The sequence below is a fragment of the Streptomyces sp. NPDC003697 genome, from assembly GCF_053587115.1.
In genome coordinates, this window is record NZ_JBSFNN010000037.1 from 16,039 (window position 1) to 40,887 (window position 24,849).

At 71.8% G+C, this 24,849-nt stretch carries 17 protein-coding genes and 2 pseudogenes; 10 read left to right on the forward strand and 9 right to left on the reverse strand.

The genetic code is table 11. The annotated features are described in order from the left end of the window. Positions 1 to 105: 105 nt before the first annotated feature. Complete coding sequence (locus tag ACWDNY_RS16870; protein WP_451646512.1) at positions 106 to 1,236, reverse strand: LacI family DNA-binding transcriptional regulator; 1,131 nt, start codon at positions 1,234 to 1,236, stop codon at positions 106 to 108. A 356-nt stretch (positions 1,237 to 1,592) separates the two neighbouring features. On the opposite strand from ACWDNY_RS16870, the gene ACWDNY_RS16875 reads away from it, so the two are divergent. The 7 genes from ACWDNY_RS16875 to ACWDNY_RS16905 all read left to right on the forward strand — a co-directional run bounded on the left by ACWDNY_RS16875 (position 1,593) and on the right by ACWDNY_RS16905 (position 14,687). Beyond that, on the forward strand, positions 1,593 to 2,864 hold the full coding sequence (locus ACWDNY_RS16875; protein WP_451646513.1) for an extracellular solute-binding protein: 1,272 nt from the start codon (positions 1,593 to 1,595) through the stop codon (positions 2,862 to 2,864). A 114-nt stretch (positions 2,865 to 2,978) separates the two neighbouring features. After that, positions 2,979 to 3,983 carry a carbohydrate ABC transporter permease gene (locus ACWDNY_RS16880; protein ID WP_451646514.1) on the forward strand — a complete coding sequence of 335 codons (1,005 nt, stop codon included), beginning with the start codon at positions 2,979 to 2,981 and terminating at the stop codon, positions 3,981 to 3,983. A 13-nt stretch (positions 3,984 to 3,996) separates the two neighbouring features. Next, positions 3,997 to 4,905, forward strand: a complete 909-nt coding sequence (locus ACWDNY_RS16885) for a sugar ABC transporter permease (protein ID WP_451646515.1) — start codon at positions 3,997 to 3,999, stop codon at positions 4,903 to 4,905. A gap of 207 nt (positions 4,906 to 5,112) precedes the next feature. Beyond that, the gene (locus tag ACWDNY_RS16890; RefSeq protein WP_451646516.1) at positions 5,113 to 6,855 is read left to right on the forward strand and encodes a glycoside hydrolase family 13 protein; all 1,743 of its coding nucleotides are present in this window, start codon (positions 5,113 to 5,115) and stop codon (positions 6,853 to 6,855) included. 285 nt (positions 6,856 to 7,140) lie between these two features. Beyond that, entirely contained in the window at positions 7,141 to 8,520 is a 1,380-nt protein-coding gene (locus ACWDNY_RS16895) for an alpha-amylase (RefSeq protein WP_451646517.1), read from the forward strand. Positions 8,521 to 8,715: 195 nt separating this feature from the next. Beyond that, positions 8,716 to 14,142 (forward strand): pullulanase-type alpha-1,6-glucosidase, encoded by a 5,427-nt coding sequence (gene pulA, locus ACWDNY_RS16900; protein WP_451646518.1) that lies wholly within the window; start codon positions 8,716 to 8,718, stop codon positions 14,140 to 14,142. 188 nt (positions 14,143 to 14,330) lie between these two features. After that, positions 14,331 to 14,687 carry a 5-carboxymethyl-2-hydroxymuconate Delta-isomerase gene (locus tag ACWDNY_RS16905; protein WP_451646519.1) on the forward strand — a complete coding sequence of 119 codons (357 nt, stop codon included), beginning with the start codon at positions 14,331 to 14,333 and terminating at the stop codon, positions 14,685 to 14,687. Positions 14,688 to 14,813: 126 nt separating this feature from the next. Here the strand turns inward: ACWDNY_RS16905 and ACWDNY_RS16910 are convergent, their stop codons facing one another. The 3 genes and pseudogenes from ACWDNY_RS16910 to ACWDNY_RS16920 all read right to left on the reverse strand — a co-directional run. Then, entirely contained in the window at positions 14,814 to 15,503 is a 690-nt protein-coding gene (locus ACWDNY_RS16910; protein ID WP_451646520.1) for a TetR/AcrR family transcriptional regulator, read from the reverse strand. 101 nt (positions 15,504 to 15,604) lie between these two features. Continuing rightward, the gene (locus tag ACWDNY_RS16915) at positions 15,605 to 17,524 is read right to left on the reverse strand and encodes a hypothetical protein (protein ID WP_451646521.1); all 1,920 of its coding nucleotides are present in this window, start codon (positions 17,522 to 17,524) and stop codon (positions 15,605 to 15,607) included. A gap of 30 nt (positions 17,525 to 17,554) precedes the next feature. Further along, positions 17,555 to 17,737 (reverse strand): annotated as a pseudogene (locus ACWDNY_RS16920) (tetratricopeptide repeat protein); the annotation flags it as partial. 145 nt (positions 17,738 to 17,882) lie between these two features. Between ACWDNY_RS16920 and ACWDNY_RS16925 the strand changes: the two are divergent. Then, entirely contained in the window at positions 17,883 to 18,296 is a 414-nt protein-coding gene (locus tag ACWDNY_RS16925) for a hypothetical protein (protein ID WP_451646522.1), read from the forward strand. A 76-nt stretch (positions 18,297 to 18,372) separates the two neighbouring features. Here the strand turns inward: ACWDNY_RS16925 and ACWDNY_RS16930 are convergent, their stop codons facing one another. The 3 genes and pseudogenes from ACWDNY_RS16930 to ACWDNY_RS16940 form a co-directional block, all read right to left on the reverse strand. Then, positions 18,373 to 19,935 carry a DUF1996 domain-containing protein gene (locus ACWDNY_RS16930; protein WP_451646523.1) on the reverse strand — a complete coding sequence of 521 codons (1,563 nt, stop codon included), beginning with the start codon at positions 19,933 to 19,935 and terminating at the stop codon, positions 18,373 to 18,375. Between the two features lie 174 nt (positions 19,936 to 20,109). Next, a pseudogene (locus ACWDNY_RS16935) lies at positions 20,110 to 20,556 on the reverse strand (reductase); the annotation flags it as partial. Between the two features lie 111 nt (positions 20,557 to 20,667). Then, entirely contained in the window at positions 20,668 to 21,348 is a 681-nt protein-coding gene (locus tag ACWDNY_RS16940; RefSeq protein WP_451646524.1) for a winged helix-turn-helix domain-containing protein, read from the reverse strand. Positions 21,349 to 22,151: 803 nt separating this feature from the next. On the opposite strand from ACWDNY_RS16940, the gene ACWDNY_RS16945 reads away from it, so the two are divergent. Continuing rightward, positions 22,152 to 23,015: an alpha/beta fold hydrolase gene (locus ACWDNY_RS16945; RefSeq protein WP_451646548.1), complete on the forward strand. Its 864-nt coding sequence runs from the start codon at positions 22,152 to 22,154 to the stop codon at positions 23,013 to 23,015. Between the two features lie 3 nt (positions 23,016 to 23,018). Here the strand turns inward: ACWDNY_RS16945 and ACWDNY_RS16950 are convergent, their stop codons facing one another. Both ACWDNY_RS16950 and ACWDNY_RS16955 read right to left on the reverse strand, forming a co-directional pair. Then, the gene (locus tag ACWDNY_RS16950; protein WP_451646525.1) at positions 23,019 to 23,747 is read right to left on the reverse strand and encodes a hypothetical protein; all 729 of its coding nucleotides are present in this window, start codon (positions 23,745 to 23,747) and stop codon (positions 23,019 to 23,021) included. A gap of 149 nt (positions 23,748 to 23,896) precedes the next feature. Continuing rightward, entirely contained in the window at positions 23,897 to 24,259 is a 363-nt protein-coding gene (locus ACWDNY_RS16955) for an ArsC/Spx/MgsR family protein (protein ID WP_451646526.1), read from the reverse strand. A gap of 163 nt (positions 24,260 to 24,422) precedes the next feature. On the opposite strand from ACWDNY_RS16955, the gene ACWDNY_RS16960 reads away from it, so the two are divergent. Continuing rightward, positions 24,423 to 24,737 (forward strand): hypothetical protein, encoded by a 315-nt coding sequence (locus ACWDNY_RS16960; protein ID WP_451646527.1) that lies wholly within the window; start codon positions 24,423 to 24,425, stop codon positions 24,735 to 24,737. The last annotated feature ends 112 nt before the right edge of the window (positions 24,738 to 24,849 follow it).

Sequence of the window (24,849 nt, forward strand, 5' to 3'; positions counted from 1 at the left end):
GCACAGAGTGTGCCAGAAAAGCCACCGCCTCCCGATCATCCCGAGGTCGGGTTCCGGCCGTACGGACCCCCTCCCCGAAGAGCGTGCGCGGCAGGGGCCTCCGCCTCAGGGACGAGGCCGGTCGCCCGGGGCCGACGCCGTCGAACCGCGCACCACCAGCTCCGGCATGAAGACGAACTCGCTGTGCGGGGCGGGGGTTCCCCCGATCTCCTCCAGTAGCGTGCGCACCGCGGCCTGGCCCATCGCCGGGACGGGCTTGCGGATCGTCGTCAGGGGCGGGTCGGTGAAGGCGATCAGCGGGGAGTCGTCGAAGCCCACCACCGAGAAGTCCCGGGGCACCTCCAGACCCCGCTGCCGGGCCGCCCGAATGGCCCCGAGCGCCATCATGTCGCTGGCGCACACCACGGCCGTGCAGCCCCGTTCGATGAGCGCCGTGGCGGCGGCCTGGCCGCCCTCCAGGGTGTACAGGGAGTGCTGGACGAGGTCCGACTCGACCGTCTGGGCGCTCAGTCCGAGCTGGTCCTGCACCGCGCGGACGAACCCCTCGATCTTGCGCTGGACCGGCACGAACCGCTTGGGCCCGAGGGCCAGGCCGATCCGGGTGTGGCCCAGGGACGCCAGGTGCGTGACGGCCAGCGCCATGGCGGCCCGGTCGTCGGGGGAGATGAACGGCGCCTGCACCTTCGGGGAGAAGCCGTCCACGAGGACGTACGGCACGCCCTGCGCGCGCAGCCGCTCGTAGCGCTCCATGTCGGCGGTGGTGTCCGCGTGCAGTCCGGAGACGTAGATGATGCCGGCGACACCGCGGTCCACCAGCATCTCGGTCAGCTCGTCCTCCGTGGACCCGCCCGGCGTCTGGGTGGCGAGCACCGGGGTGTAGCCCTGCCGGGTCAGCGCCTGCCCGATGACCTGGGCCAGGGCCGGGAAGATAGGGTTCTCCAGCTCCGGGGTGATCAGGCCCACCAGGCCCTCGCTGCGCTGCCGCAGCCGGACGGGGCGTTCGTAGCCCAGCACGTCGAGGGCGGCCAGCACGGACTGGCGCGTGGTGGCGGCGACGCCCGGCTTCCCGTTGAGGACGCGGCTGACGGTCGCTTCGCTCACCCCCGCCTGAGCAGCGATGTCGGCAAGCCGTGTGGTGGTCACGGAATTGGACTGTACCGGTCGTATGGGGGCTTGCCCACCGATCGGACGCCTGGCGCGGGCCCTGGTGCGGCCCGCTGCGGGCTGCTGCGTCATCGCGTTCCCTCGTGTTCTGGTCGGCGTCCCGTCCGCAAGGGGATCGTCCCCCCGTCACGGCGGCATGGCAAGAGCTTGCAGAGTCTTGCACAAGCGTGCAGCGGCCTGCTGAGCGGCGGGAAACAGGGAGGCCGCAGCGCCTGCGCGGAGGTCACGGAGCGGTAACTCTCCCGATCTCTTGCACTTTTTTTCTGCAAGGTCTTTCGCGGTGCTTACATCGCTGTTACGTTCACCGTCGCCCGGCTGCCTTCCCCTCTCGGCCTCGCCCGAGCGGGGGACCCCCCACCGGCGCAGTCGGCCGGGGCGGCGGACGGGACCGCCCTTTGTTCACGGGCTTTCACCCTCAAGGAGAACTCATGCGGCGTGGCATAGCGGCCACCGCGCTGGTGGCGTCCCTCGCCCTGGCGGCGACGGCGTGCGGCGGGAGCGACAGCGACAGCAAGTCGGACGGCCCGGTGACCATCACCTGGTGGGACACCTCCAACGCCACGAACGAGGCGCCGACGTACCAGGCCCTGGTGAAGCAGTTCGGGGCTGCTCACAAGGACATCAAGGTCAAGTACGTCAACGTGCCCTTCGACCAGGCGCAGAACAAGTTCGACACGGCCGCCGGCTCCAAGGGAGCCCCGGACGTGCTGCGCTCCGAGGTCGGGTGGACGCCCGCCTTCGCGAAGAAGGGCTTCTTCCTGCCCCTGGACGGCACGGACGCCCTGGCGGACCAGGACAAGTTCCAGGGCAGCCTGGTCAAGCAGGCCCAGTACGAGGGCAAGACCTACGGCGTGCCGTTCGTCACCGACACCCTGGCGCTGGTCTACAACAAGCAGCTGTTCCAGAAGGCCGGCGTCACCGAGGCGCCCCGGACCTGGGACGAGCTGAGGTCCGCCGCCGCCAAGGTGAAGGACAAGACGGGCGTCGACGGCTACTGGGGCTCGACCCAGGGCTACTACGCGCAGACCTTCCTCTACGGCGAGGGCACCGACACCGTCGACGCCTCCGCCAAGAAGATCACGGTGAACTCGGCGCCCGCCAAGAAGGCGTACGGCACCTGGCTGAGCCTGTTCTCCGGCAAGGGCCTGCACAAGGCGGACACCACCGCGGACGCCTACGCCCACATCCAGGACGCCTTCGTCAACGGCAAGGTCGCCGCGATCATCCAGGGCCCCTGGGAGATCACGAACTTCTACAAGGGCGCCGCCTTCAAGGACAAGGCCAACCTCGGCATCGCCACGGTCCCGGCCGGCTCGGCCGGCAAGGCGGGCGCCCCGACCGGCGGCCACAACCTCTCGGTCTACGCCGGCTCGGACAAGGCCCACCAGGAAGCGGCCCTGAAGTTCGTCAACTTCATGACCTCGGCGAAGTCGCAGGAGACCATCGCCCTGAAGAACTCCACGCTGCCCACCCGCGGGGACGCCTACACCGCCCAGGTCAAGGCCGACCCCGGCATCGCCGGCTACCAGGGCGTGCTCGCCGCCGCCCAGCCGCGCCCGGAGCTGCCCGAGTACAGCTCCCTGTGGACTCCGCTCGACACCGAGCTGCCCAAGATCGCCGGCGGCAAGGAGCCCCTGGACAAGGGGCTGAGCAACGTCGAGCTGGCCTTCACCAAGCTGGTCCCTGACTTCGGCAAGTGAGGCCCTCCGGCCGCCGGATCCGCCCCCTCGGCCGAGCGGGCGGATCCGGCGGCCGCCGGCCTGTGGCCCCGGCCCACCCCTTGATCTGCGAACCCTCCAGAAGGTTGTCGAACCATGACAGTCGCCATCGACCGAGCGACCGGCAAGCGGCGCGGTGAGCGAGGACCCCGGCCCGGGCTGGGCCGGCGCCTGAAGCACGGGTACCAGAGGCACTGGTACGCCTACGCCATGATCGCCCCCGTGGCGGTCGTGCTCGGGGTGCTCGTGCTGTACCCGCTGGGGTACGGCCTGTACCTGACGCTCACCGACGCCAACAGCCTCAACACCGCGCGCACCATCGGCGTCAACCACATCGACGCCACCTACACGTTCATCGGGCTCGACAACTACCAGGACATCCTGTTCGGCCCGACGTCCTACGACCGGTTCTGGTCGCACTTCATCTGGACGATCGTCTGGACCGCGCTGTGCGTGGCGCTGCACTACTCGATCGGTCTCGGGCTGGCGCTGCTGCTCAACAAGGAGATGCGGGGCCGCACCCTCTACCGGCTGCTGCTGATCCTGCCGTGGGCCGTGCCCACGTTCGTCACCGTCTTCGGCTGGCGCTTCATGCTCGCCGACGGCGGCATCGTCAACTCGGCGCTGGACAGTCTGCACCTGCCGGCGCCGCTGTGGCTGGAGGACACCTTCTGGCAGCGGTTCGCAGCCATCATGGTCAACACCTGGTGCGGCGTGCCGTTCATGATGGTCTCCCTGCTCGGCGGCCTGCAGTCCATCGACTCCTCGCTCTACGAGGCCGCCGAGATGGACGGCGCCAACGCCTGGCAGCGGTTCCGGCACGTGACCCTGCCCGGCCTGCGGTCCGTCAGCTCCACCGTCGTCCTGCTGGGCATCATCTGGACGTTCAACCAGTTCGCCGTGATCTTCCTGCTGTTCGGCAACACCGCCCCGGACGCGCAGATCCTCGTCACCTGGGCGTACCACCTGGGCTTCGGGCAGCAGCCGCGTGACTTCGCGCAGTCGGCCGCCTACGGCATCCTGCTGCTGGCGATCCTGATCGTCTTCACCTCGTTCTACCGCCGGTGGCTGAACCGCAATGAGCAGCAGCTCGCGATCTGAGGCAGGAGTCCCCATGAGCACCACCACTGTCGAGACCCCCGCCGCGGTGACCGGGCGGGGCGCCGTGGCCGGCCTGACGGGCCCGGCCCCGCGCGGCAGGCGGAGCCTCGCGGCCTCCGTCGCCTCCCACGGCGTGCTGATCGTGGCGAGCCTGATCGCGCTGTTCCCGATCGCCTGGCTGGTCTTCCTGTCCCTCGGCCCCGACAAGGACGACTATCTGCACCCCGGGCGCATCTGGGACACGATGACGTTCGACAACTACGCGTTCGTCCTGCAGCACACGAACTTCTTCGACTGGCTGAAGAGCTCGCTGATCGTCTCCCTCGGCACCACGGTCATCGGCGTCCTCGTCGCCGCCACCACCGGCTACGCGGTCTCCCGCATGCGCTTCCCCGGCTACCGGAAGCTGATGTGGGTGCTGCTGGTCACGCAGATGTTCCCGATCGCCGTGCTGATCGTGCCGATGTACCAGATCCTGTCGGACCTGGAGCTCATCGACAGCTACCTCGGCCTGATCCTGGTCTACTGCTCGACGGCCGTCCCTTACAGCGCCTGGCTGCTGAAGGGCTACTTCGACACCATCCCGTTCGAGATCGACGAGGCCGGCCGCGTGGACGGGCTCACCCCGTTCGGCACCTTCGCCCGGCTGATCATGCCGCTGGCGAAGCCCGGCCTGGCGGTCGCTGCCTTCTACAACTTCATCACCGCGTTCGGCGAGGTCGCCTTCGCCTCGACGTTCATGCTGGACGACTCCAAGTACACCTTCGCCGTCGGCCTGCAGAGCTACGTCAGCGAACACGACGCCCAGCGCAATCTGATGGCCGCCACCGCGGTACTGATCGCGATACCCGTCGCCGCGTTCTTCTACCTCGTGCAGAAGAACCTGGTGACCGGCCTGACCGCCGGCGGCACCAAGGGCTGACCCCCTTGCCGCACAGGGCTCCCGCGCGCCTGACCGCGCGGGCGGCGGCCGCGGTGCCCTCCCCGGTCATCGCCGAGCGGGGAGGGAACCCCTTGCCCCGCTGTCACCGCGGCCGCCTCGGCACCCACCGCCCCGGACCCGACTTATGACCGTTCCCCCCGCCCGGCCCCGCCCGGGCAGGGGACCCCCCATCGCCTCAAGGACGCCATGAGCCTGCAGCACACCTCGGCCGAACACTCCTCCCCCGAAGCGGCTGTCGCCACCGTCGCCCAGCGCCGCGACTGGTGGCGGGACGCGGTGATCTACCAGGTCTATCCCCGCAGCTTCGCCGACAGCAACGGCGACGGCATGGGCGACCTGGAAGGGGTGCGTTCCCGCCTGCCCTATCTGCGCGACCTGGGTGTGGACGCCGTCTGGCTCAGCCCCTTCTACGCCTCCCCGCAGGCCGACGCCGGGTACGACGTCGCCGACTACCGGGCCGTCGACCCCATGTTCGGCAACCTGCTCGACGCCGACGCGCTCATCCGCGACGCGCACGAGCTGGGCCTGCGTATCATCGTCGACCTCGTGCCCAACCACTCCTCCGACCAGCACGAGTGGTTCCGGCGCGCGGTCGCGGAGGGCCCCGGCTCCCCGCTGCGCGAGCGCTACCACTTCCGCCCCGGCAAGGGCAGCGACGGCGAACTCCCGCCCAACGACTGGGAGTCCATCTTCGGCGGCCCGGCCTGGACCCGGATCACCGAACCGGACGGCACGCCCGGCGAGTGGTACCTGCACCTCTTCGCCCCCGAGCAGCCCGACTTCAACTGGGACCACCCGGCCGTAGGCGACGAGTTCCGCTCCATCCTGCGCTTCTGGCTCGACATGGGTGTCGACGGCTTCCGCATCGACGTCGCCCACGGCCTGGTGAAGGCGGACGGCCTGCCCGACCTCGGCACGCACGACCAGCTGAAACTGCTGGGCAACGACGTCATGCCCTTCTTCGACCAGGACGGCGTGCACGAGATCTACCGGCAGTGGCGGCTGATCCTCGACGAGTACGCGGGCGACGGCGGCGCACCCGCCGGGCCGTCGCCGGACGGACGGCGGCAGGAGACGGGCGGGCGCATCTTCGTCGCCGAGGCGTGGACGCCCACCATCGAGCGCACCGCCCAGTACGTGCGCCCGGACGAACTGCACCAGGCCTTCAACTTCCAGTACCTGGGCGCCTACTGGGACGCGGCCGAGCTGCGCGCGGTCATCGACCGCACCCTGGAGTCGATGCGCCCCGTCGGCGCCCCCTCCACCTGGGTGCTGTCGAACCACGACGTGACACGGCACGCCACCCGCTTCGCCAACCCGCCCGGGCTCGGCACCCAGATCCGCACCGCCGGCGACCGGGAGACGGGCCTGCGCCGGGCCCGCGCGGCCACGATGCTGATGCTGGCCCTGCCGGGCTCGGCCTACGTCTACCAGGGCGAGGAACTGGGCCTGCCGGACGTCGTCGACCTGCCGGACGAGGTGCGCCAGGACCCGGCGTACTTCCGCGGCGAGGGCCAGGACGGCTTCCGCGACGGCTGCCGCGTGCCGATCCCGTGGACGCGCGCCGGCTCCTCCTTCGGCTTCGGCGAGGGCGGCAGCTGGCTGCCGCAGCCGGCGAACTGGGGCGAGCTGAGCGTCGAGGCGCAGCGGGGTGTGCCCGGCTCCACCCTGGAGATGTACCGGTCGGCGCTGGCCGTCCGCCGGTCGCACCCGGACCTGGGTGCGGGCGACGCGGTGGAGTGGCTGCGCGCGCCCGAGGGCGTCCTGGCCTTCCGGCGCGGCGGGTTCGTGTGCGTGGCCAACACCACCGGTGAGTCCGTCACCACGCCGACGTACGGCCGTGCCCTGCTCGCCAGCGACGAGGTCGCGGAGGCCGACGGGGAGGTCAAGGTGCCCGCCGACGCGACGGTGTGGTGGACCACCGTCTGACACGCCGCAAGAGCTTTCGTCGTCTTTCAGGGGCCCGCCGTCCGTACCGGACGGCGGGCCCCGTCGTCTCCCGACGGGGGTACCGGCGCACCTCAAGTGCCCCTGGACCGGCCCGGTTTCGGCTGTGTGACAGGAGCATGTCCAGGGTATTGACCCTCGGGGTCGGGGCTCGTACGGTCTGCTCCACCGCAAGTGGTTGAAAGCTTGCAGCAAATCCCTTCATCGGATCCCCCGGGTCTCCCCAGGCCCTTCCAGCCGATCCTTCAACGGAGAAGGAACCCCCACATGGCCAGCAGAACCCTCTCCGGCGCCCTCGCCCTCGCGGCGGCCGCGTCCGTCGCCCTCGCCGTCCCCGGCACCGCCCACGCCGCACCGCCCGGCACCAAGGACGTCACCGCGGTCCTCTTCGAGTGGAACTACGCCTCCGTCGCCAAGGAGTGCGCCGACACCCTGGGCCCCGCCGGCTACGGCTACGTCCAGGTCTCCCCGCCCGCCGAGCACATACAGGGCTCGCAGTGGTGGACGTCGTACCAGCCCGTCAGCTACCGGATCGCCGGCCGGCTCGGAGACCGGGCGGCCTTCCAGAACATGGTCAACACCTGCCACTCGGCGGGCGTGAAGGTCGTCGTCGACACGGTGATCAACCACATGTCGGCGGGCAGTGGAACCGGCACCGGCGGCTCGTCGTACACGAAGTACGGCTACCCCGGCCTGTACTCGTCGTACGACTTCGACGACTGCACCGCACAGATCAGCAACTACCAGGACCGCTGGAACGTCCAGCACTGCGAACTGGTGGGCCTCGCCGACCTGGACACGGGCGAGGAGTACGTCCGCAAGACCATCGCGGGCTACATGAACGACCTGCTCTCCCTCGGTGCCGACGGCTTCCGCATCGACGCGGCCAAGCACATCGACGCCGGCGACCTGGCCAACATCAAGAGCCGCCTGAGCAAGCCCTCCGCCTACTGGAAGCAGGAGGTCATCTACGGCTCGGGCGAGGCCGTCCAGCCCACCGAGTACACCGGCAACGGGGACGTCCAGGAGTTCCGCTACGCCTACGACCTCAAGCGGGTCCTCAACAACGAGAAGCTCGCCTACCTGAAGAACTTCGGCGAGGCCTGGGGGTACCTGAGCGGCTCGGTGGCCGGCGTCTTCGTCGACAACCACGACACCGAGCGCAACGGCTCCACCCTCAACTACAAGAGCGGCGCCGCCTACACCCTGGCCAACGTCTTCATGCTGGCCTGGCCCTACGGCGCCCCGGACATCAACTCCGGCTACGAGTGGTCCGACGCGGACGCGGGCCCGCCCAACGGCGGCCGGGTCGACGCCTGCTGGCAGGGCGGCTGGAAGTGCCAGCACAAGTGGCCCGAGATCAAGTCGATGGTGGCCTTCCGCAACGCCACCCGGGGCCAGTCGGTCACCGACTGGTGGGACAACGGCAACAACGCGATCGCCTTCGGCCGGGGCAGCAAGGGCTACGTGGCCATCAACCACGAGTCCTCGTCGCTGACCCGCACCTACCAGACCTCGCTGCCGGCCGGCAGCTACTGCAACGTGCAGAACAACACCATGGTGACGGTGAACTCCAGCGGCCAGCTCACCGCGACCCTCGGCGCGAACACGGCGCTGGCCGTCTACGCCGGCAAGTCGAGCTGCTGACGCCGCGCCGGCCGGCGCCGCGCCCCACCGCGGCGCCGGCCGGCGTCGGTTGGTTGAAATCTCTTACCGATGTTTTCAAGTCTCTTGCTGTAAACCTTTCGTCGGGGATACGGTCACGCGGGCGTCCGGCACCGGAGCCGAGCCGCGGCGTGGGGTCGGACCCAGAAGAGCCGTAATCGCAAGGAGTTCCCGCCTGTGATACCGAGATGGCCGGCGCCCTCGAAGCGCCGTACCCCGTACCGAAGGAGAGCCGCGGCCGTCGCCGCCGCCCTCGCCGCCGCCCTCGTGCAACCGGTGGCCGCCCACGCGGACACCCCGCCGGCGCCCCCCTCGGACGCCGCGCTCGCCGCCCAGCCCGCCCGGCACGACGACACCCGCGAGCAGTTCTACTTCGTCATGCCGGATCGTTTCGCCAACGGGGACCGGGCCAACGACAGGGGCGGCCTGACCGGTTCGCGCCTGAGTACCGGCTACGACCCCACCGACAAGGGCTTCTACCAGGGCGGGGACCTCAAGGGCCTGACCGAGCGGCTCGACTACATCAAGGGCCTGGGCACCACCTCCATCTGGATGGCGCCCATCTTCAAGAACCGCCCCGTCCAGGGCGCCGGCGACGGGGGTACCTCCCAGGCGTCAGGCACTGGGGGAGCCTCGGCCGGGTACCACGGTTACTGGATCACCGACTTCACCCAGGTCGACCCGCACTTCGGGACCAACAAGGACCTGGCGCACCTCATCTCCAAGGCGCACGCCAAGGGCATGAAGGTCTTCTTCGACGTCATCACCAACCACACCGCCGACGTCGTGGACTACCGCGAGAAGTCCTACGACTACCTGTCCAAGGGAGCCTTCCCCTACCTGACGAAGGACGGGCGGCCCTTCGACGACGCCGACTACGCGGACGGCAGGCGGAAGTTCCCGGCCGTCGACGCCGGGTCCTTCCCGCGCACCCCGGAGGCCGCCCGGACGTCCAAGGTCCCGGCCTGGCTCAACGACCCGGCGATGTACCACGACCGGGGCGACTCGACGTACGCCGGCGAGTCCACCACCTACGGCGACTTCTCCGGCCTGGACGACCTGTGGACCGAGCGTCCCGAGGTCGTCCGCGGCATGGAGAAGATCTACCAGCGGTGGGTCGCCGACTTCGGCATCGACGGCTTCCGGATCGACACCGTCAAGCACGTCAACATGGAGTTCTGGACCCAGTGGGCGACCGCACTGGACGCCTACGCCGCCGCGCACGGGCGGAAGAACTTCTTCATGTTCGGCGAGGTCTACTCCGCCGACACGAACGTCACGGCCCCCTACGTCACCCAGGGCCGTCTGGACGCCACCCTCGACTTCCCCTTCCAGGACGCGGCCCGCGCCTACGCCTCCCAGGGCGGCAGCGCGCAGAGGCTGGCGAGCGTCTTCGGTGACGACTACAAGTACACGACGGACAAGGCCAACGCGTACGAGCAGGTCACCTTCCTCGGCAACCACGACATGGGCCGCTTCGGGTACTTCCTCAAGCAGGACAACCCGAAGGCCACGGACGCCGAGATCCTGAAGAAGGACATGCTCGCCAACGAGCTGATGTTCCTCAGCCGCGGCAACCCCGTCGTCTACTACGGCGACGAGCAGGGCTTCACCGGCTCCGGCGGCGACAAGGACGCCCGCCAGACGATGTTCGCCTCCAAGGTCGCCGACTACCTCGACGACGACGAGATCGGCACCGGCCGCACCCACGCCGACGACGCCTTCGACACCCGCGCGCCGCTGTACCGGCAGATCGCCGCCCTCGCCGGGCTCCGCAAGGCCAACCCGGCCCTCACGGACGGCGTCCAGACCGAGCGCTACGCGGCCGACGGTGCGGGCGTCTACGCCTTCACCCGGACCGACGCCAGGACCGGCCAGGAGTACGTCGTCGCCCTCAACAACGCCGACCAGGCGAAGACGGCGACCTTCGCGACCGGCTCGGCGGACATGGCCTACCACGCGATCCACGGCGCCAGGGGCACCCTCACCACCGGCGGCGACCGCAAGGTCACCGTCACCGTCCCGGCCGGCACCGCCGTCGTCTACAAGGCCGCCGGCACCCTCGCCAGGCCCGCCACGAAGCCGTCCCTCACCCTCAAGGCCCCGGCCGCCGGGGCCACCGGCACCGTCGAGCTCACCGCCGGCGTCGACGGCGGCCGGCTGAACCGGGTCGTGTTCGCCGCCCAGGTCGGCAACGGGAAGTGGAAGACCCTCGGGAGCGCCGACCACGCCCCCTACAAGGTCACCCAGGCCATCGGCGAGGACGTCCCCGCCGGCACCGCCCTGCGCTACAAGGCGGTCGTGATCGACTCCGCCGGGCACACCGTGAGCGCCACGGCGAGCGGCACCACCGGCACCCCGCCCGCGCCCGAGGTCCCCAAGGCCTCCTCCCGGGACTACGCGGTCGTCCACTACAAGCGCACCGACGGCGACTACGCCGACTGGGGCCTGTACGCCTGGGGCGGCATCGCCGACGGCGAGGCCACGGACTGGCCCGCCAGCCACCCCTTCACCGGCCGCGACGCCTACGGCGCGTTCGCCTGGGTCAAGCTCAAGCCGGGCGCCTCCGACGTCGGCTTCCTGGTCATCGACAAGGACGGCGACAAGGACGTCTCCGCCGACCGGAGCATCGACGTCACCAGGACGGGCGAGGTCTGGATCGAGCAGGGCAAGGCCGACGTGGCGACCGAGAACCCCGGCCACCCGGTGCAGGACAGGACCAAGGCGGTCATCCACTACCACCGTGCCGACGGCGACTACGACGGCTGGGGCCTGCACGTCTGGACGGGCGCCGCGAACCCCACCGACTGGTCGAACCCGCTGAAGCCGGTGAAGACCGACGCCTATGGCGCGGTCTACGAGGTACCGCTCTCCGAGGGTGCCACCAGCCTCAGCTACATCGTCCACAAGGGCGACGAGAAGGACCTCGCCACCGACCAGTCCCTGGACCTCAGGACCGACGGTTACGAGGTGTGGCTGTTGAACGGCCAGGAGAAGTACCTCCTGCCGCAGCGGGCGGGCAGCGCGGCCGCGCTCGACCTCACCACCTCCAAGGCGGTCTGGATCGACCGGGACACCGTCGTGTGGAACGGTGCCGAAGGCGCCGCCTCCACCCAGCTGCTGTACTCCCACGACGGCTCGATCGCCGTCAAGGACGCCACGCTGACCAGCGACGACGAGCGCTGGCTCCGGCTGGCGAAGACCACCCTCACCGACGCCCAGAAGGCGAGGTTCCCGCACCTGAAGGACTACACCGCCTGGTCCGTCGACCCCCGGGACCGGGACCGGGTCCGCGAGGCGCTCGGCGGGCAGATCGTGGCCTCGCAGCGGGCCGCCAACGGCGCCGTGCTCGCCGCGACCGGTGTACAGACCGCCGGAGTGCTGGACGACCTGTACCCCGGAGCGACGAGGGCCGAGCTGGGCCCGGTCTTCCACCACGGCAGGCCGACCCTGTCGGTGTGGGCGCCCACCGCGCAGTCCGTCCACGTGGACCTCGACGGGCACAGCGTGCCGATGCACCGGAACGCCGCCACCGGCGTCTGGTCCGTCACCGGTCCCGCGTCCTGGAAGGGCAAGCCCTACCGGTACGTCGTGAAGGTGTGGGCGCCCAGCGTGCGCGAGGTGGTCACCAACGAGGTCACCGACCCGTACTCGGTCGCCCTCACCGCCGACTCCGAGCGCAGCCTCGTCGTCGACCTGAACGACAGGACCCTCGAGCCGGGCGGCTGGTCGGCCCTGCGCAAACCCAAGGCGGTCCCGCTGAAGGACGCGCAGATCCAGGAACTGCACATCCGCGACTTCTCGGTCGCGGACAAGACCGTCCCGGTCAAGGACCAGGGCACCTACCTGGCCTTCACCGACAAGAACAGCGACGGCTCCCGGCACCTGCGGGCGCTGGCCGAGGCGGGCACGTCGTACGTGCACCTGCTGCCGGCCTTCGACATCGCCACCATCCCGGAGCGGAAGGCCGACCAGGCGAGCCCCGGCTGCGACCTGGCCTCCTTCCCCGCCGACTCCGACAGGCAGCAGGAGTGCGTGGCGAAGACCGCCGCGAAGGACGCCTACAACTGGGGCTACGACCCCTACCACTACACGGTCCCGGAGGGCTCCTACGCGACCGACCCGGACGGCACCGCCCGCACGGTCCAGTTCCGCAGGATGGTCCAGGCGCTGAACCAGGACGGCCTGCGGGTGGTCATGGACGTGGTCTACAACCACACGGCGGCGAGCGGCCAGGCGGACACCTCCGTGCTCGACCGGATCGTGCCCGGCTACTACCAGCGGCTCCTCGCGGACGGCTCGGTGGCCAACAGCACCTGCTGCGCCAACACCGCGCCCGAGAACGCCATGATGGGCAAGCTGGTCGTCGACTCCGTCGTCACCTGGGCCAAGGAGTACAAGGTCGACGGCTTCCGCTTCGACCTCATGGGCCACCACCCCAAGGCCAACATCCTCGCGGTCCGCAAGGCCCTCGACGCGCTCACGCTCGAGAAGGACGGCGTCGACGGCAAGCAGATCATCCTGTACGGCGAGGGCTGGAACTTCGGCGAGGTCGCCGACGACGCCCGCTTCGCGCAGGCCACGCAGAAGAACATGGCCGGCACCGGCATCGCCACCTTCTCCGACCGGGCCCGTGACGCGGTGCGCGGCGGCGGCCCCTTCGACGCCGACCCCGGCGTACAGGGCTTCGCCTCCGGCCTCTACACCGACCCCAACACCTCGGACGCCAACGGCACCAGGGCCGAGCAGAAGGCCCGCCTGCTGCACTACCAGGACCTCATCAAGGTCGGCCTGACCGGCAACCTCGCGAGGTACCGCTTCACCGCCTCGGACGGCAGGGAGGTCACCGGCGCGGACATCGACTACAACGGCGCTCCGGCCGGATACGCGGACGCCCCCGGCGACGCGCTCGCCTACGTCGACGCGCACGACAACGAGTCGCTGTTCGACGCGCTCACCTACAAGCTGCCGAAGGACACCCCGGCGGACGACCGGGCGCGGATGCAGGTCCTCGCCATGGCGACGGCGGCCCTCTCGCAGGGGCCGGCGCTGTCCCAGGCGGGCACGGACCTGCTGCGCTCGAAGTCCCTGGACCGCAACTCCTTCGACAGCGGCGACTGGTTCAACGCCATCCACTGGGACTGCCGGGACGGCAACGGCTTCGGCCGCGGGCTGCCCCCGGCGGCCGACAACGAGTCCAAGTGGCCCTACGCCAGGCCCCTGCTGGCGTCCGTACGGGTGGGCTGCCCGCAGATCGACGGCGCCTCGTCCGCGTACCGCGACCTGCTCAGGATCCGTGGCACCGAGAAGGCCTTCTCCCTGGGCACCGCCGGGCAGGTGCAGTCCCGCCTCTCCTTCCCGCTGTCCGGGAAGGACGAGACCCCCGGGGTGATCACCATGCGGCTCGGCGACCTGGTCGTCGTCTTCAACGCGACGCCCACGCGGCAGGAGCAGCGCGTCGGCTCCCTCGCCGGGACGCACCTGCGGCTGCACCCGGTGCAGGCGTCCGGCGCGGACGCGGTCGTGAAGACCTCCTCCTACGACGCGAAGTCCGGCACGTTCACCGTCCCGGCGCGCACGGTGGCGGTGTTCCGGGCCGGCTGACGCCGGCGCCCGAAACGGCCGACGAGGCCGTAGCAGGTGGAGCGGGTCCGCACCGGACCCGCTCCACCTCGCGTTTTCCCTCCCGCATGGCCTGAACGGCGTGGCAGGCACCGGCCGCCGTGGCCCGGCCGGGCCCGGTGCGCGCGAACCGCCTAGGGTGATCCCGTTGCCGTAGAACAGGAGTGCTCATGCCGCAGATCACCGTCGACTACTCGCATTCGCTGGCGGACGGCTTCGACCGGCCCGGGTTCGCACAGGCGCTGCACGCCGCGGCGGTCGAGATCGTGGCCGCGAAGCCCGAGGCGTGCAAGACGCAGTTCCGCCCCGGCGGGGACACCACGGTCGGACCGGACACCGACGGCCACGCCGTTGTACATGTCACCGTAGGGCTGCTCGCCGGCCGGACCGACGACGCCAAGGCCCGGCTCACCGAGGAGACGCTCGAGCTGCTGCGCCGGTTCGTGAAACCGGCCGGGGGCCTGGCGCTGCACGCCTCGGCCGAGGTCCGCGACCTCGACGCCTCCTACCGCAAGTTCGACGCCTGAGACGGGCCCGCCCGGCGCGGGGCCCGGCCGCGCGGACCGTCCGCAACCGCGGTGCCCGGGGGTCGTCCGCACCCGCGGTGCCCGAGGGCCCGGCCGTCGGTCCGGCGTCCGGTCGGCCCGTCCCGGTCAGGACGCGAGGGTGACGAGCCGCGTGACCAGGTCCGTGAACGGGCCGTCGCCCGGCTCGTCCCGGAGCGTCCGGCGCACCAGGGCGCCCATCTCCTCGTCGTGGGCCGCGGCGACGGCCAGCAGCGCGGCGAAGTCGTGCACCAGCTGCCGCTCCAGCTCCGCGCGCGGGATGCGCCGGCCGTCCAGCCAGATCAGCGCCGTCGACTCCGCCAGCGAGATCCACGAGCGCACGACCAGTTCCAGTCGCGCGGGCGCGTCCTCGACGCCGAGATGCGACAGCATCTGGTCGTAAGCAGCCTGCCGCACGGAGTCGATGACCGCGTTCGTCGTGCAGGAACCGACCGCCGGCCCGCCCCGCATCAGCGCCGAGAAGCCGGGACCGTGCTCCTCCACGAAGTCGAAGAACCGGCCCATCACCCGCAGCAGCCGCGCGCCCAGCGGACCCTCGCGCGGTTCGGCGAACCGGCCCGCCAGATCGTCCGAGGCACGCTTCAACGCGGCCTCGTACAGGCTGAGTTTGCTGGGGAAGTAGTGGTAGACCAAGGGCCGCGAGATACCCGCGGCCGACGCTATCTCGTCGATGGAGACGTCGTCGGGCGAACGGCGGCTGAACAGTTCGAGGGCGACGCCGATCAACTGCTGCCGCCGTTCCTCGACTCCCATCCTGCGACGAACCCCGGTAGTCATGCGAACACCTTACCGATCGAATCCGGCCTCGGCCGGACGCAGCGGCCGCGGTCCTCGCACGCGGCCGGCGCGGGCCCGGTGGCCGTCCGCGCGAGGCGTGCCTACCGCAGCACGCCGAGCGGTGTCCCGTCCTCAAGGGCCCCCTTCAGACTCACCTGCGCGCCCCGCTTGCCCCGGACGGCGAGCAGGTTGCCCTGCACGGACCCCGCGATCCCGCCCGTCGCAGTGACGGACGCCGTGTCGCCGTCGCCCGCCGCCAGCAGGTACCAGGAACCCGAGTGCGCCTTCCACATCACCCCGGCCAGCACGTGGGGGACGCGGGGCCCGCACTGCGGCACGTTCTCGGCCTGTGCCGCGACCGCCCCGTACGTCCCCGGCGGCGAGCGGAACTGGGCCAGCACGCGTGTCCCGTCGCCGCGCCAGGTATCGGCCCGGGTGCACACCCAGGCGGCCGTTCCGCTGCCGTCGGGCAGGGACTGTTCGGCGTACTGCCAGGCGTTCACCGACCGCACGCCCTGCGCGCGGGCGCCGCCCAGCGAGCAGGCGAACGGTGCCCACGCGCGCAGCCGCCGCTCCCCGGAGACCTCGCGCGGTGCCGCCGGGCGGCCCGTGGTGAGGTGGGCCGGCACCAGCTCGCCGAGGTCGCTCAGCAGCTGGCGGCCGGAGCCGTCCCCCAACTGCAGCACGTGCCACGACGTGCAGGCGCCGGCGGTCTGTGCGGGGCTCGCCAGGGGCGTCGTGACGCCGTCCCGCAGGGCGAGGTCCGTCACCTGCGCGTCGGGGTCGGTCAGGTCCCGCTCCGCCGCCGCCGTCACCCACGGGGCCGTCAGATAGCGGACGTTGCCGTCGGCGCGGCCGAGCACCACGGCGCTCGCCTCGGCACCGGTGGCGCCGTCGACCCGGGCGAAGTCGATCGCCGCGCGGGCCGTGGAGTGCTTCGGCTCGGCGTAGCGGACGATGCGCAGGCCGTCGTGCAGGACCACCACGCGGGCACCGTCGACCTCGCCCGCGTACAGCAGCCGCGGGGGACCGGCGGGACCGCCCGACGGGGTGCCGGGGGTCGCCGAGACACGGACGGCCCGGCCGGGGCGGGCCCACACGGCGAGGGCGCGGCGCAGCAGCGCGGTGTCGCGGGTGAGCGCGCCGCGCGCAGGCCACACGGAGAAGTCCAGGCGGGCGGAGGTCTTCCAGGCGGTGGGCGCCGCCCTGGTCAGCTTCCCCGGGTCGAGAGCGGCCCGGGCGGACGGGTTCTCCACGTACGCGGGGGCGGCCGCACCGTCGGGACCCCAGCCGTCGCCGGGAAGGGCGGCGAGGGCCCCGGACACCGCGAGGGCGGCGGCCGCCGCCAGCACGGCCTTCGTGTGGCGCCTGCGCCGTTTCAGGTCCGTGGGCCGGACCTGCAGCGAACAGGGGTCGAACTCGGGGGAGTCGAGCAGGGCGTGGCGGGCGGGGACGCCGTCGGCCTGCCGCAGGGCCTCGGCCGCGTCCTGCACGCCCGCGGCCGTCAGCACCTCCCGCACGGTGGCGTCCGGCAGCTCCTCCAGACCGCGCAGGACGTAGGCGGCACGAGCCGGGGCCGGCAGGGCCGACAGCTGCTGGTCCAGCGCGAGTTCGTCGGCCCCGCCCGAGCGCGGGAAGAGCCGCAGCCCCCACACCTGGGGCAGCAGCGGCGGCAGCTGGGCGCGCCGGGGGCACCACCCGCCCTTGCGGGGCAGGCCCGCCTCCAGAGCCGAACGGAGCACCTGGAGCCGGACCAGGGCGTAGCCGGGATCGGCGTCGCGCCTGCTCGACTGGGCCGGGATCGCGGACGCCGACGAGCGCCCGCGGGGCAGCGCCCGCTGGGTCAGGGCGTGCGCCGTCAGGACCCGCCGGTTGCGGCTCAGGCCCGGCGGCAGCACCAGGTAGGCGAGCCGTACCAGCCGCGGGTAGTGCTCGACGAGTGCGGCCTCGGCCTGTTCCACGTCGACGACGGGGGCGGCGGAGGCCGGCGGGGAGTGCGGGGCGACATCCTGTGACTGCACGTTCAGCAGAACGAACGGATCGTCGAATGGTCACCGCCGCCCGGCGGCCTCGTCCTCCGGGGAGACCAGCAGCCGTGCGTAGGCCGCCATCGACCGCTGGTAGCGCGGCAGGTGAGGCGCTAGGGCGCCGAGGACGAGCGACAGGCCCTCGCGGTCGCGGCCGAGGCCGGACAGGCACAGGGCGAGACAGGCGCGCACGGCGTCGTCCAGCTCGCTCACCCTCGCACACGGGTGCCTGTCGGCGCACCGGGTTTGAGCAGTGCGCGGGCCGCGGCCGTATCGAAGGGCGGGCCCCCTCCCCGGGGGCTCTGTGCGGCATGCTTGCGCCCGATGCCGCCGGATGGGACCGGAGGAACAGATGAGGTTGACCCGACCGATGCTCGCGGGGGCCTGCGCCGCGGCGGTCCTGGTGCTGACGGGCTGCGGCTCCGGCGGCGACACTGCCGAGAAGGTGCCGCCCACGGCGACCGGCAGCCTGGAGAGCCTGGCCGCCCGGGTGAAGTGCGCGCCGGACATGCAGACGGACGCCGACGAGATCCGCCAGGCCCTGTGCAGGAACTCCGACGGCAGGTTCATCCTCGCCACCTTCTCCACCGACCGCGGCCAGCGGGAGTGGATCAACGAGGCCAAGGACTACGGCGGTCACTACCTCGTGGGCCGCAAGTGGGTCGCCGTCGGCGACGACGGTGTGGTCGCCGCGCTGCGCGGCCGGCTCGGCGGGGACGTGGAGAACGGCACCGACCACAGCGCCCACGGCGGCCACGGGAGCTGAGCCGCCCCGCACACGGCGAAGGCCGGCGGCGGGAACTCCCGCCGCCGGCCTCCCTCACCGGTCACCGCTCAGTGCGTCACTGGCACTTGCGGCCGGTGTTGACGCAGTCGGCGATCTTGTTCGCCAGGTTGCCGGTCGTGATGCTGATGAAGTCGTCGTGGTCGGTGGCCGCCTTGTGCAGCTGCTCCGGGAAGCCGTCCACCGCGTAGGCGTTCTTCACCTGACCGTTCTCGATCACCGGGCGTGGCACGTCGTACACCAGACGCATCGTCAGCTGCGGGATCGCCTTGAAGCCGTTCTGGCAGTTGCCGTTCTGGTCGGCGAACGCCACGTGGGTGCGGTGGTTGGCGCTGTCGGCGTTCTGGCCGTCCCAGCAGCTCTGGAAGGCGAACGAGCGGACCACCTGGCTGCCCTCCGGGCAGATCGGGTACTGCTCGGTCAGCTGCACCTTGTTCTCGAAGCCGGTGCAGCTCCAGTGCGCGTTGGCGTTCGCCAGGCCGTTGGTGGTGGTCTTGGCGTCACCGGTGATGATCCGCAGGAACTGCGGCATCGCCACGACCTTGCTCCGCGGGCTGCCGACGTACTTGATCTCGGCCTGCTTGGCGGTCAGGATGCGGCCGACGTTGCCCTCCTTGCCACCGCCGTCCTGGTTCTGGTCGAACTCCTGCGTGCCGTCCTGCGCACGGAGCACCGGCCAGTAGTAGGAGGACAGGTCGTTCTTGTTCTGGCAGCTGGTGCCGCCCTGCAGGAACGTGTCGTTGCTGGAGAAGGCGTTGATCTTCTGGTTGCCGGTGTAGTCGTGGGTGTGGTGTGCGCCGTTGGTCACACCGGGCGCCACGATGACGTTGTCGGTGTTGTAGTTCTTGTTGGCGTTCACGCCGCACCGGGTGGTGAAGGTGCCGGTCGAGGCGTTGCGGCTCTTGCGCGGCTTCGCCTTGACGTTCGGCTGGACCTGGGTGATGTCGACGAAGTCCGCCGCGGTCGGGCCGTTGCCGGCCTGGCCGCCGTTGTTCTGACCGCCACCGTTCTGGCCGCCGGTGTTGTTCTGACCGCCACCGTTGTTCTGACCGCCGGTGTTGTTCTGACCGCCGGTGTTGTTCTGGCCGCCGGTGTTGTTCTGGCCGCCGTTGTTGTTCTGACCGCCCGCGTCGGTCTGGTTCTGGTCGGCGCTCTGGGTCGTGCAGCCGGCGAGCCGGGCCAGCGAGCCGGAGAAGGACCCGCCGGCTCGCTGGATGTTGATCCTGATCCGGTCGATGGTCGCCGTCCGCTTCTCCTTGAGCGGCCCGACGATCGCGTTCTGGACGAAGTTCGCGTCGTTCGCCTGGGCCTGACGGGTGGAGGCGAGGCGGGCGTAGGCGTCGGTGATCTGCTTGTCGAGGTTCGCCAGCTCCCTGTCGACACCGGCGCGCGCGCCGCGCGGAACGTTCGTCATCCTCTGACCCACGTCCGGGCACGCGATCGTCGCCACCTGCGCACTGGCGGACTTCGTGCGGTTCTGCCACGCCTGGTTGCCCGACTCGTGGGCAGAGGCGTAGAAGTTCGCCCAGATCAGCCCGCCCCCACCGAGCGCTAGGGCCGCCGATGCGGCTATGGCCTTGGTGGCCAGCGGCGTGCGGCGTTTTCGTGTGTTGCGTCCCATGGAACTCCTCTGACTTCCTTGCGGGGCAGCATCGAGGCGCCCGACAGGAGTGAAGCGGCTCCCTTCCATACGGACGTGGCCCCGGAGGTGTTCAGCCGTCGCGGGAACTTCTTCGACGCAGCCCGCGGCACCTGAGCCCCAACTGTCGCTTCCACACGCTGAGTTGCAGGCTCCTCACGCGCGGCGGCCCGGGTGTGCGCCCGTCGCGGGCTCGGATCCGGCCGGTGGCCGCAGACCGAGCACCTGCGCCTCCAGAGCCGGATCGAGGCCGACCGCGGGCCGGTCCGGGCGCTGCGGGGCACTGCCGCCCAGCGTGCGCAGCCAGCTCCAGGTGTCGCCGACGGTCTCGGCGACGGGCCGGCAGCGCAGCCCCGCCGCGACGGCCCGCGAGACGTCGGCGGTGTGCAGGGCGTCGTGGAAGTCGCTGCCCGGGGGCACCCAGACCGGCAGCTCGGTCCACGGCTCGATGCCCGCCGCGAGGACGGCGGCGGGGTCGGTCCAGCGCAGCTCCGCGTCCGACCGGGTGGCCCGCACGCACGCGTCGAGGAGCGCGCCCGTCGTGGTGTGCCCGGGCGGGGAGCAGAGGTTGTACGGCCCGCCCAGCTCGCGCTCCACCGCGCCGGGCGGAACCGGGATCTGCCGTCGGCAGAGGGCCCGGTCCCGTCGTCCGGATCAGCCGCCCCGGCGGGAGGGCAGTGCACCCCGGAGCCGGCCTGCTCGGCCGGACAGCCCCTAACCGCCGGCCGGGGGCGTGTACTTGTAGCCGACCCGGCGCACCGTCTGGATCGTCCCGCGGTGCTCCGGGCCCAGCTTCCGGCGCAGACGGGCGACGTGGACGTCGACCGTGCGGCCGTCGCCGACGTGGCCGTAGCCCCAGACCGTGGTGACCAGCTGGTCGCGTGTGTGCACCCGGTGCGGATGGGCCACCAGGTGCGCCAGCAGCTCGAACTCCAGATAGGTCAGGTCGAGCGGGCGCCCGGCCACCTCGGCGGTGCGCCGCGCGGCGTCGATGCGGACGAGCGGATCACCGGTGCCGGCGGGCGGCGGGGCCGTCACGCCCGACGGGGCGGCCGCGCCGCCAGACGGGGCGGTGGCGTCCGCGACGGGCGTCGGGGCGGTGGCGTCCGCGACGGGCGTCGGGGCGTGGCCGGGTGTCGCGGGCAGGAACGGCGGCTGCTGGCCGGCCGGGAGGAGCAGCAGGTAGCCGACCATCGGCGGCCGGCCCGGCAGGGCGGGCAGAACGTGCTGCGGAGCCGGCATCCAGGTCGCCCCCGGCGGGAGGAGGTGGGTGACGTCGGCCGGTTCGTCCCGGTCGACCGCGCGCAGCCGGTGGCGCGGGCCGGCGAAGGCGGCGGGGGAGACGGCGGCGTGAGCGGGGACAGCGGCGGGGGAGAGGGAACGGGTGGTCGTCATGGGAGGTCAGCTCTTTCGCGCGAGGTGTGCGTCGGCAGGACCGACGGCCGCGAGTTCGTGGTCGGTGCCGTCGGGGACGTACGTCGTGTCGCGCTGGCCGGGGCCGGAGGTACGGCGTGATGCCGGGGTACGGCCTCAGGTCCTGTCGTCGGACTCGCATCGTCGCCCGCGGGGCGGACGGGAGTTCGACGGCAGGGCCCGACGGGCCCGCGCGTTCGCCGCGCGGCAACACACCCGGTCGAAGTCGTCGTGCTGACGGGAAGGCCAGAACGGCTCGAGGTCGTGGCGACCCGTCGCGCTGTGCGTGTGGAAGCCGGCCATGCCTCCATTGAAGCAGAAGGCCGGGCTCCGCAGCAGTCTGCTCTCACAGGCTGGAAACCCCGCCCGGCGCCGGCCCGCCGGGGCCCGGCCGGGACGCCCGTACCGGTTGAGCGGACCGAAAGGCGCGGACGGCGGGTGGTCCGACGGCGGGGTCGCGGGTCACCCGCCGCACGGCCGGTCCGTTCAAGGCGGGCGACCAGGGTGTCGTGCCGGCCGGGTTCAGGCCGAGGGCGGGACCGCCGGCCGGTGGTCGTCTCCTCACCCGCCCGTCGGGCTTCCCTGGGCGCGGCCGGAGCACGGACATCGGTCGGGTGCAAGGCGTCGCGGTGCGGGAACCGCTCGTCGTGCGGGCCGAGTTCGACCGTCGCCGCACGCAGGGGGTGGACGGTCTCCCGCTCGGAGGCATGCGCCCGCACGCCTGTCCCCGATTATCATCTCGCCCAGCAACCATCTCGCTGAGCGAGATGACAGGGGAGGATGACATGGGCGTCCGCGAAGGGTTCGACGAGGACGGCTTCCACGCCGCCTACGACAAGGTCCTGGCGAAGTGGCCCGCGCGGCGCCGGACGGTCACCGTGCCGACGCCCTTCGGGAGCACCGCCGTCACCGTGTGCGGGCCGGACGACGGCCCCCCGCTGCTGCTCCTGCCGGGCGGGGGCGGCGCGACCGCCGCCTCCTGGTACGCCCAGGCCGGGGAGCTCGCCGGCCGGCACCGCGTCCTCGCCGTCGACCTGGTCGGCGCCCCGGGCCGGAGCACCCCGGCCGGCGACCGCCACCCCCGTACGGTGGCCGACCTGGCGGGCTGGCTGGACGCGCTCCTCGACGGCCTCGGAGTGACCGCCGCCGACGTCGGCGGCCACTCCTACGGCGGCTGGATCGCCCTGCAGTACGCCCTGCGCGCGCCCAGCCGGGTACGCCGCCTGTTCCTCCTCGACCCGACCCAGTGCTTCGTCGGGTTCAAGACGGCCTACCTGCTGCGCGCGCTGCCGATGCTGCTGCGGCCCTCGCCCGGCCGCGTCCGCGCCTTCCTGGAGTGGGAGACCGGGGGAGTGCCCCTGGATCCCGACTGGCTGCGTCTTCAGGAGGCGGCCGCCGGCTTCCCCTCCGTGAGACCGGTGACCGCGCCGCGTCCGGCACCGCAGGCGCTGCGGGGACTCGACGTGCCGGTCCTGCTGCTCCTGGCCGGGAGCAGCAGAACGCACGATCCGCGAAAGGCCGCGGCCACGGCCGGCCGGGTGCTGCCGCGCGCCGAGACCGTGATCCTGCCGGACGTCTCGCACCACGCGCTGCCTCATGCGGCCCCGGCCGGACTCGGCCGCCGCCTCACCGGGTTCCTGGCGGGCTGAGCCTCACCCCACCTTCTCGATCACCGCCCGCCGGATCAGGAACTTGCCCGGTTCCCGGACCTGCTCGAAGGCCGCGTTGTTGAGCAGCACGCAACTGCCGGAGACCGACGTGACCTGAACGGTCGTGGACTTGTTGTTGTCCAGGTTGGTGACTGTCAGGGTGGTGCCGGCCGGGAACTGGTTCGACGACGCCGCCGGGGCGCCGCCCTCCCCGGACAGGGTGACGGTGGAGCCCTTGCACACCTGCTCCCCGGAGGCGGCCGCACCGCCGCCGTTCCCGGCGTCACCCGTCTGGGACGGCTGGGAGGGGGCGGGCTGGGCGGTCTGCTCGCCGCCACCGGCCTGCTGCCCGGCCTGTCCGCCGTTCTGCCCGGCCTGCCCGGCCTGCCCGCCGGCGTTGCCCGGCTGCGCGGCCTGGGAGTCCTGAGCCGACTCCCCCACCACACACCCGGACGCGGCCTGCTTGCGCTTGATCTCCTCGACGACCGCCTGGCGGTTGGCGATCCGCGCCTCCGACTGCGCGTCGGGGTTGGCCCGCTGGCCCTCGATGAACTTCTGGTTGTTGCCGAGGGCGGTGGCGAGGCCCTGACAGGCGACGGAGTCCGCGGCGGACTGCGGCTGCGAGGCGTTCGACGTCGCCGCCAGGGCGAACGCGCCGCCACCCGCCATGGCCGCGGCCGCCGTCAGCAGCGCGACCTTCTTCTTCGTGCTGAGAGTTCTCCTGCGCGACATGCGCGCCTCCTGAAGAGGTAGGGGAGCGTACGCCGCTATGTACGAGATACCGAACGGGACTGCTCAGCCGTCGTGCGGATTGGCGAAGTAACCTGCGTCACAGGCAAGTTGGCGGCAGGGGCCGGAGCGCCCGCCGGCACCGGCCCGGCTCAGGTGCGGGACAGGGCCCGGCGTACCGCCTCGTCCGTGCGGGCCACCACCGCGGTCCCGTCGTCGGCCGTGATGATCGGGCGCTGGATCAGCTCCGGACGCCCGGCGAGCGCCGCGATCCAGCGGTCGCGCGCGGAGTCGTCGCGGGGCCAGTCCTTCAGCCCGAGCTCCTCGGCGGCGGCCTCCTGGGTGCGGGTGATGTCCCACGGTTCCAGTCCGAGCCGGGTCAGGACGTCGCGGATCTCGTCCTCGGTCGGTACGTCCTCCAGATAGCGGCGGACGGTGTAGTCGGCGCCCTCGGCATCCAGCAGAGTGATCGCGCCGCGGCACTTCGAGCAGGCCGGATTGATCCAGATCTCCATCGCGCCACGGTAGCCGAGACCCGTTGGCCGCCCCCGTCACAGCAGCCCCGAAAACCCTTGTGGCCAGGGCCTTTTGTCAGTGCGCCGCAGTAGAATAGAAGCAGTGTTCGAGGGTGTCGCCGGGGCGTCCGGCCGGCACCCTGACCGCGACAGGAGGATGCCCGTGCCCGCTGCCGCACTCAAGTCCAAGCCGCTGCCCACCCAGTCCACCGCCAAGCGTTCCGTGCTGCTCGACTCGCCGTACGAGCCCGTGGCGAAGCGGCCGCTGCCCGCAGGGCGCCCGCGCGAGTGGTACGTCACGCACAACCGCCGTCTGAAGGCGATGCGGCTCGCCATCGCCCTGCTCGACTCGGGTGTCTACCTGCCCGGTCAGGCCCGCGACGAGACGATACGCAGCATCGCCGAGCTCATCGGAGTGCATCCGCCGTCCGGCACGACGTGTCACATGGTGCGGGCGCTCCTGCGGTACAGCCGGTGAGCCCGGGCGCCGGGTGCCGTGTGACGCACGCTCACACGGCACCCGGCGCCGCTGTCACGGCCGCCGACTGGCGGTGCCCCGGGCCCGCGTCCGGGCCGGACGGGCGCGTTCG

Excerpts from the sequence above, each read along its gene's own strand:
- ACWDNY_RS16895 (WP_451646517.1), top strand. The coding sequence starts at position 7,141 with ATGGCCAGCAGAACCCTCTCCGGCGCCCTCGCCCTCGCGGCGGCCGCG.
- ACWDNY_RS16875 (WP_451646513.1), top strand. The coding sequence starts at position 1,593 with ATGCGGCGTGGCATAGCGGCCACCGCGCTGGTGGCGTCCCTCGCCCTG.
- ACWDNY_RS16870 (WP_451646512.1), bottom strand. The coding sequence starts at position 1,236 with ATGACGCAGCAGCCCGCAGCGGGCCGCACCAGGGCCCGCGCCAGGCGT.
- ACWDNY_RS16905 (WP_451646519.1), top strand. The coding sequence starts at position 14,331 with ATGCCGCAGATCACCGTCGACTACTCGCATTCGCTGGCGGACGGCTTC.
- ACWDNY_RS16955 (WP_451646526.1), bottom strand. The coding sequence starts at position 24,259 with ATGGAGATCTGGATCAATCCGGCCTGCTCGAAGTGCCGCGGCGCGATC.
- ACWDNY_RS16925 (WP_451646522.1), top strand. The coding sequence starts at position 17,883 with ATGAGGTTGACCCGACCGATGCTCGCGGGGGCCTGCGCCGCGGCGGTC.
- ACWDNY_RS16880 (WP_451646514.1), top strand. The coding sequence starts at position 2,979 with ATGACAGTCGCCATCGACCGAGCGACCGGCAAGCGGCGCGGTGAGCGA.
- ACWDNY_RS16940 (WP_451646524.1), bottom strand. The coding sequence starts at position 21,348 with ATGACGACCACCCGTTCCCTCTCCCCCGCCGCTGTCCCCGCTCACGCC.
- ACWDNY_RS16910 (WP_451646520.1), bottom strand. The coding sequence starts at position 15,503 with ATGACTACCGGGGTTCGTCGCAGGATGGGAGTCGAGGAACGGCGGCAG.
- ACWDNY_RS16950 (WP_451646525.1), bottom strand. The coding sequence starts at position 23,747 with ATGTCGCGCAGGAGAACTCTCAGCACGAAGAAGAAGGTCGCGCTGCTG.
- ACWDNY_RS16890 (WP_451646516.1), top strand. The coding sequence starts at position 5,113 with ATGAGCCTGCAGCACACCTCGGCCGAACACTCCTCCCCCGAAGCGGCT.
- ACWDNY_RS16930 (WP_451646523.1), bottom strand. The coding sequence starts at position 19,935 with ATGGGACGCAACACACGAAAACGCCGCACGCCGCTGGCCACCAAGGCC.
- ACWDNY_RS16945 (WP_451646548.1), top strand. The coding sequence starts at position 22,152 with ATGGGCGTCCGCGAAGGGTTCGACGAGGACGGCTTCCACGCCGCCTAC.
- ACWDNY_RS16885 (WP_451646515.1), top strand. The coding sequence starts at position 3,997 with ATGAGCACCACCACTGTCGAGACCCCCGCCGCGGTGACCGGGCGGGGC.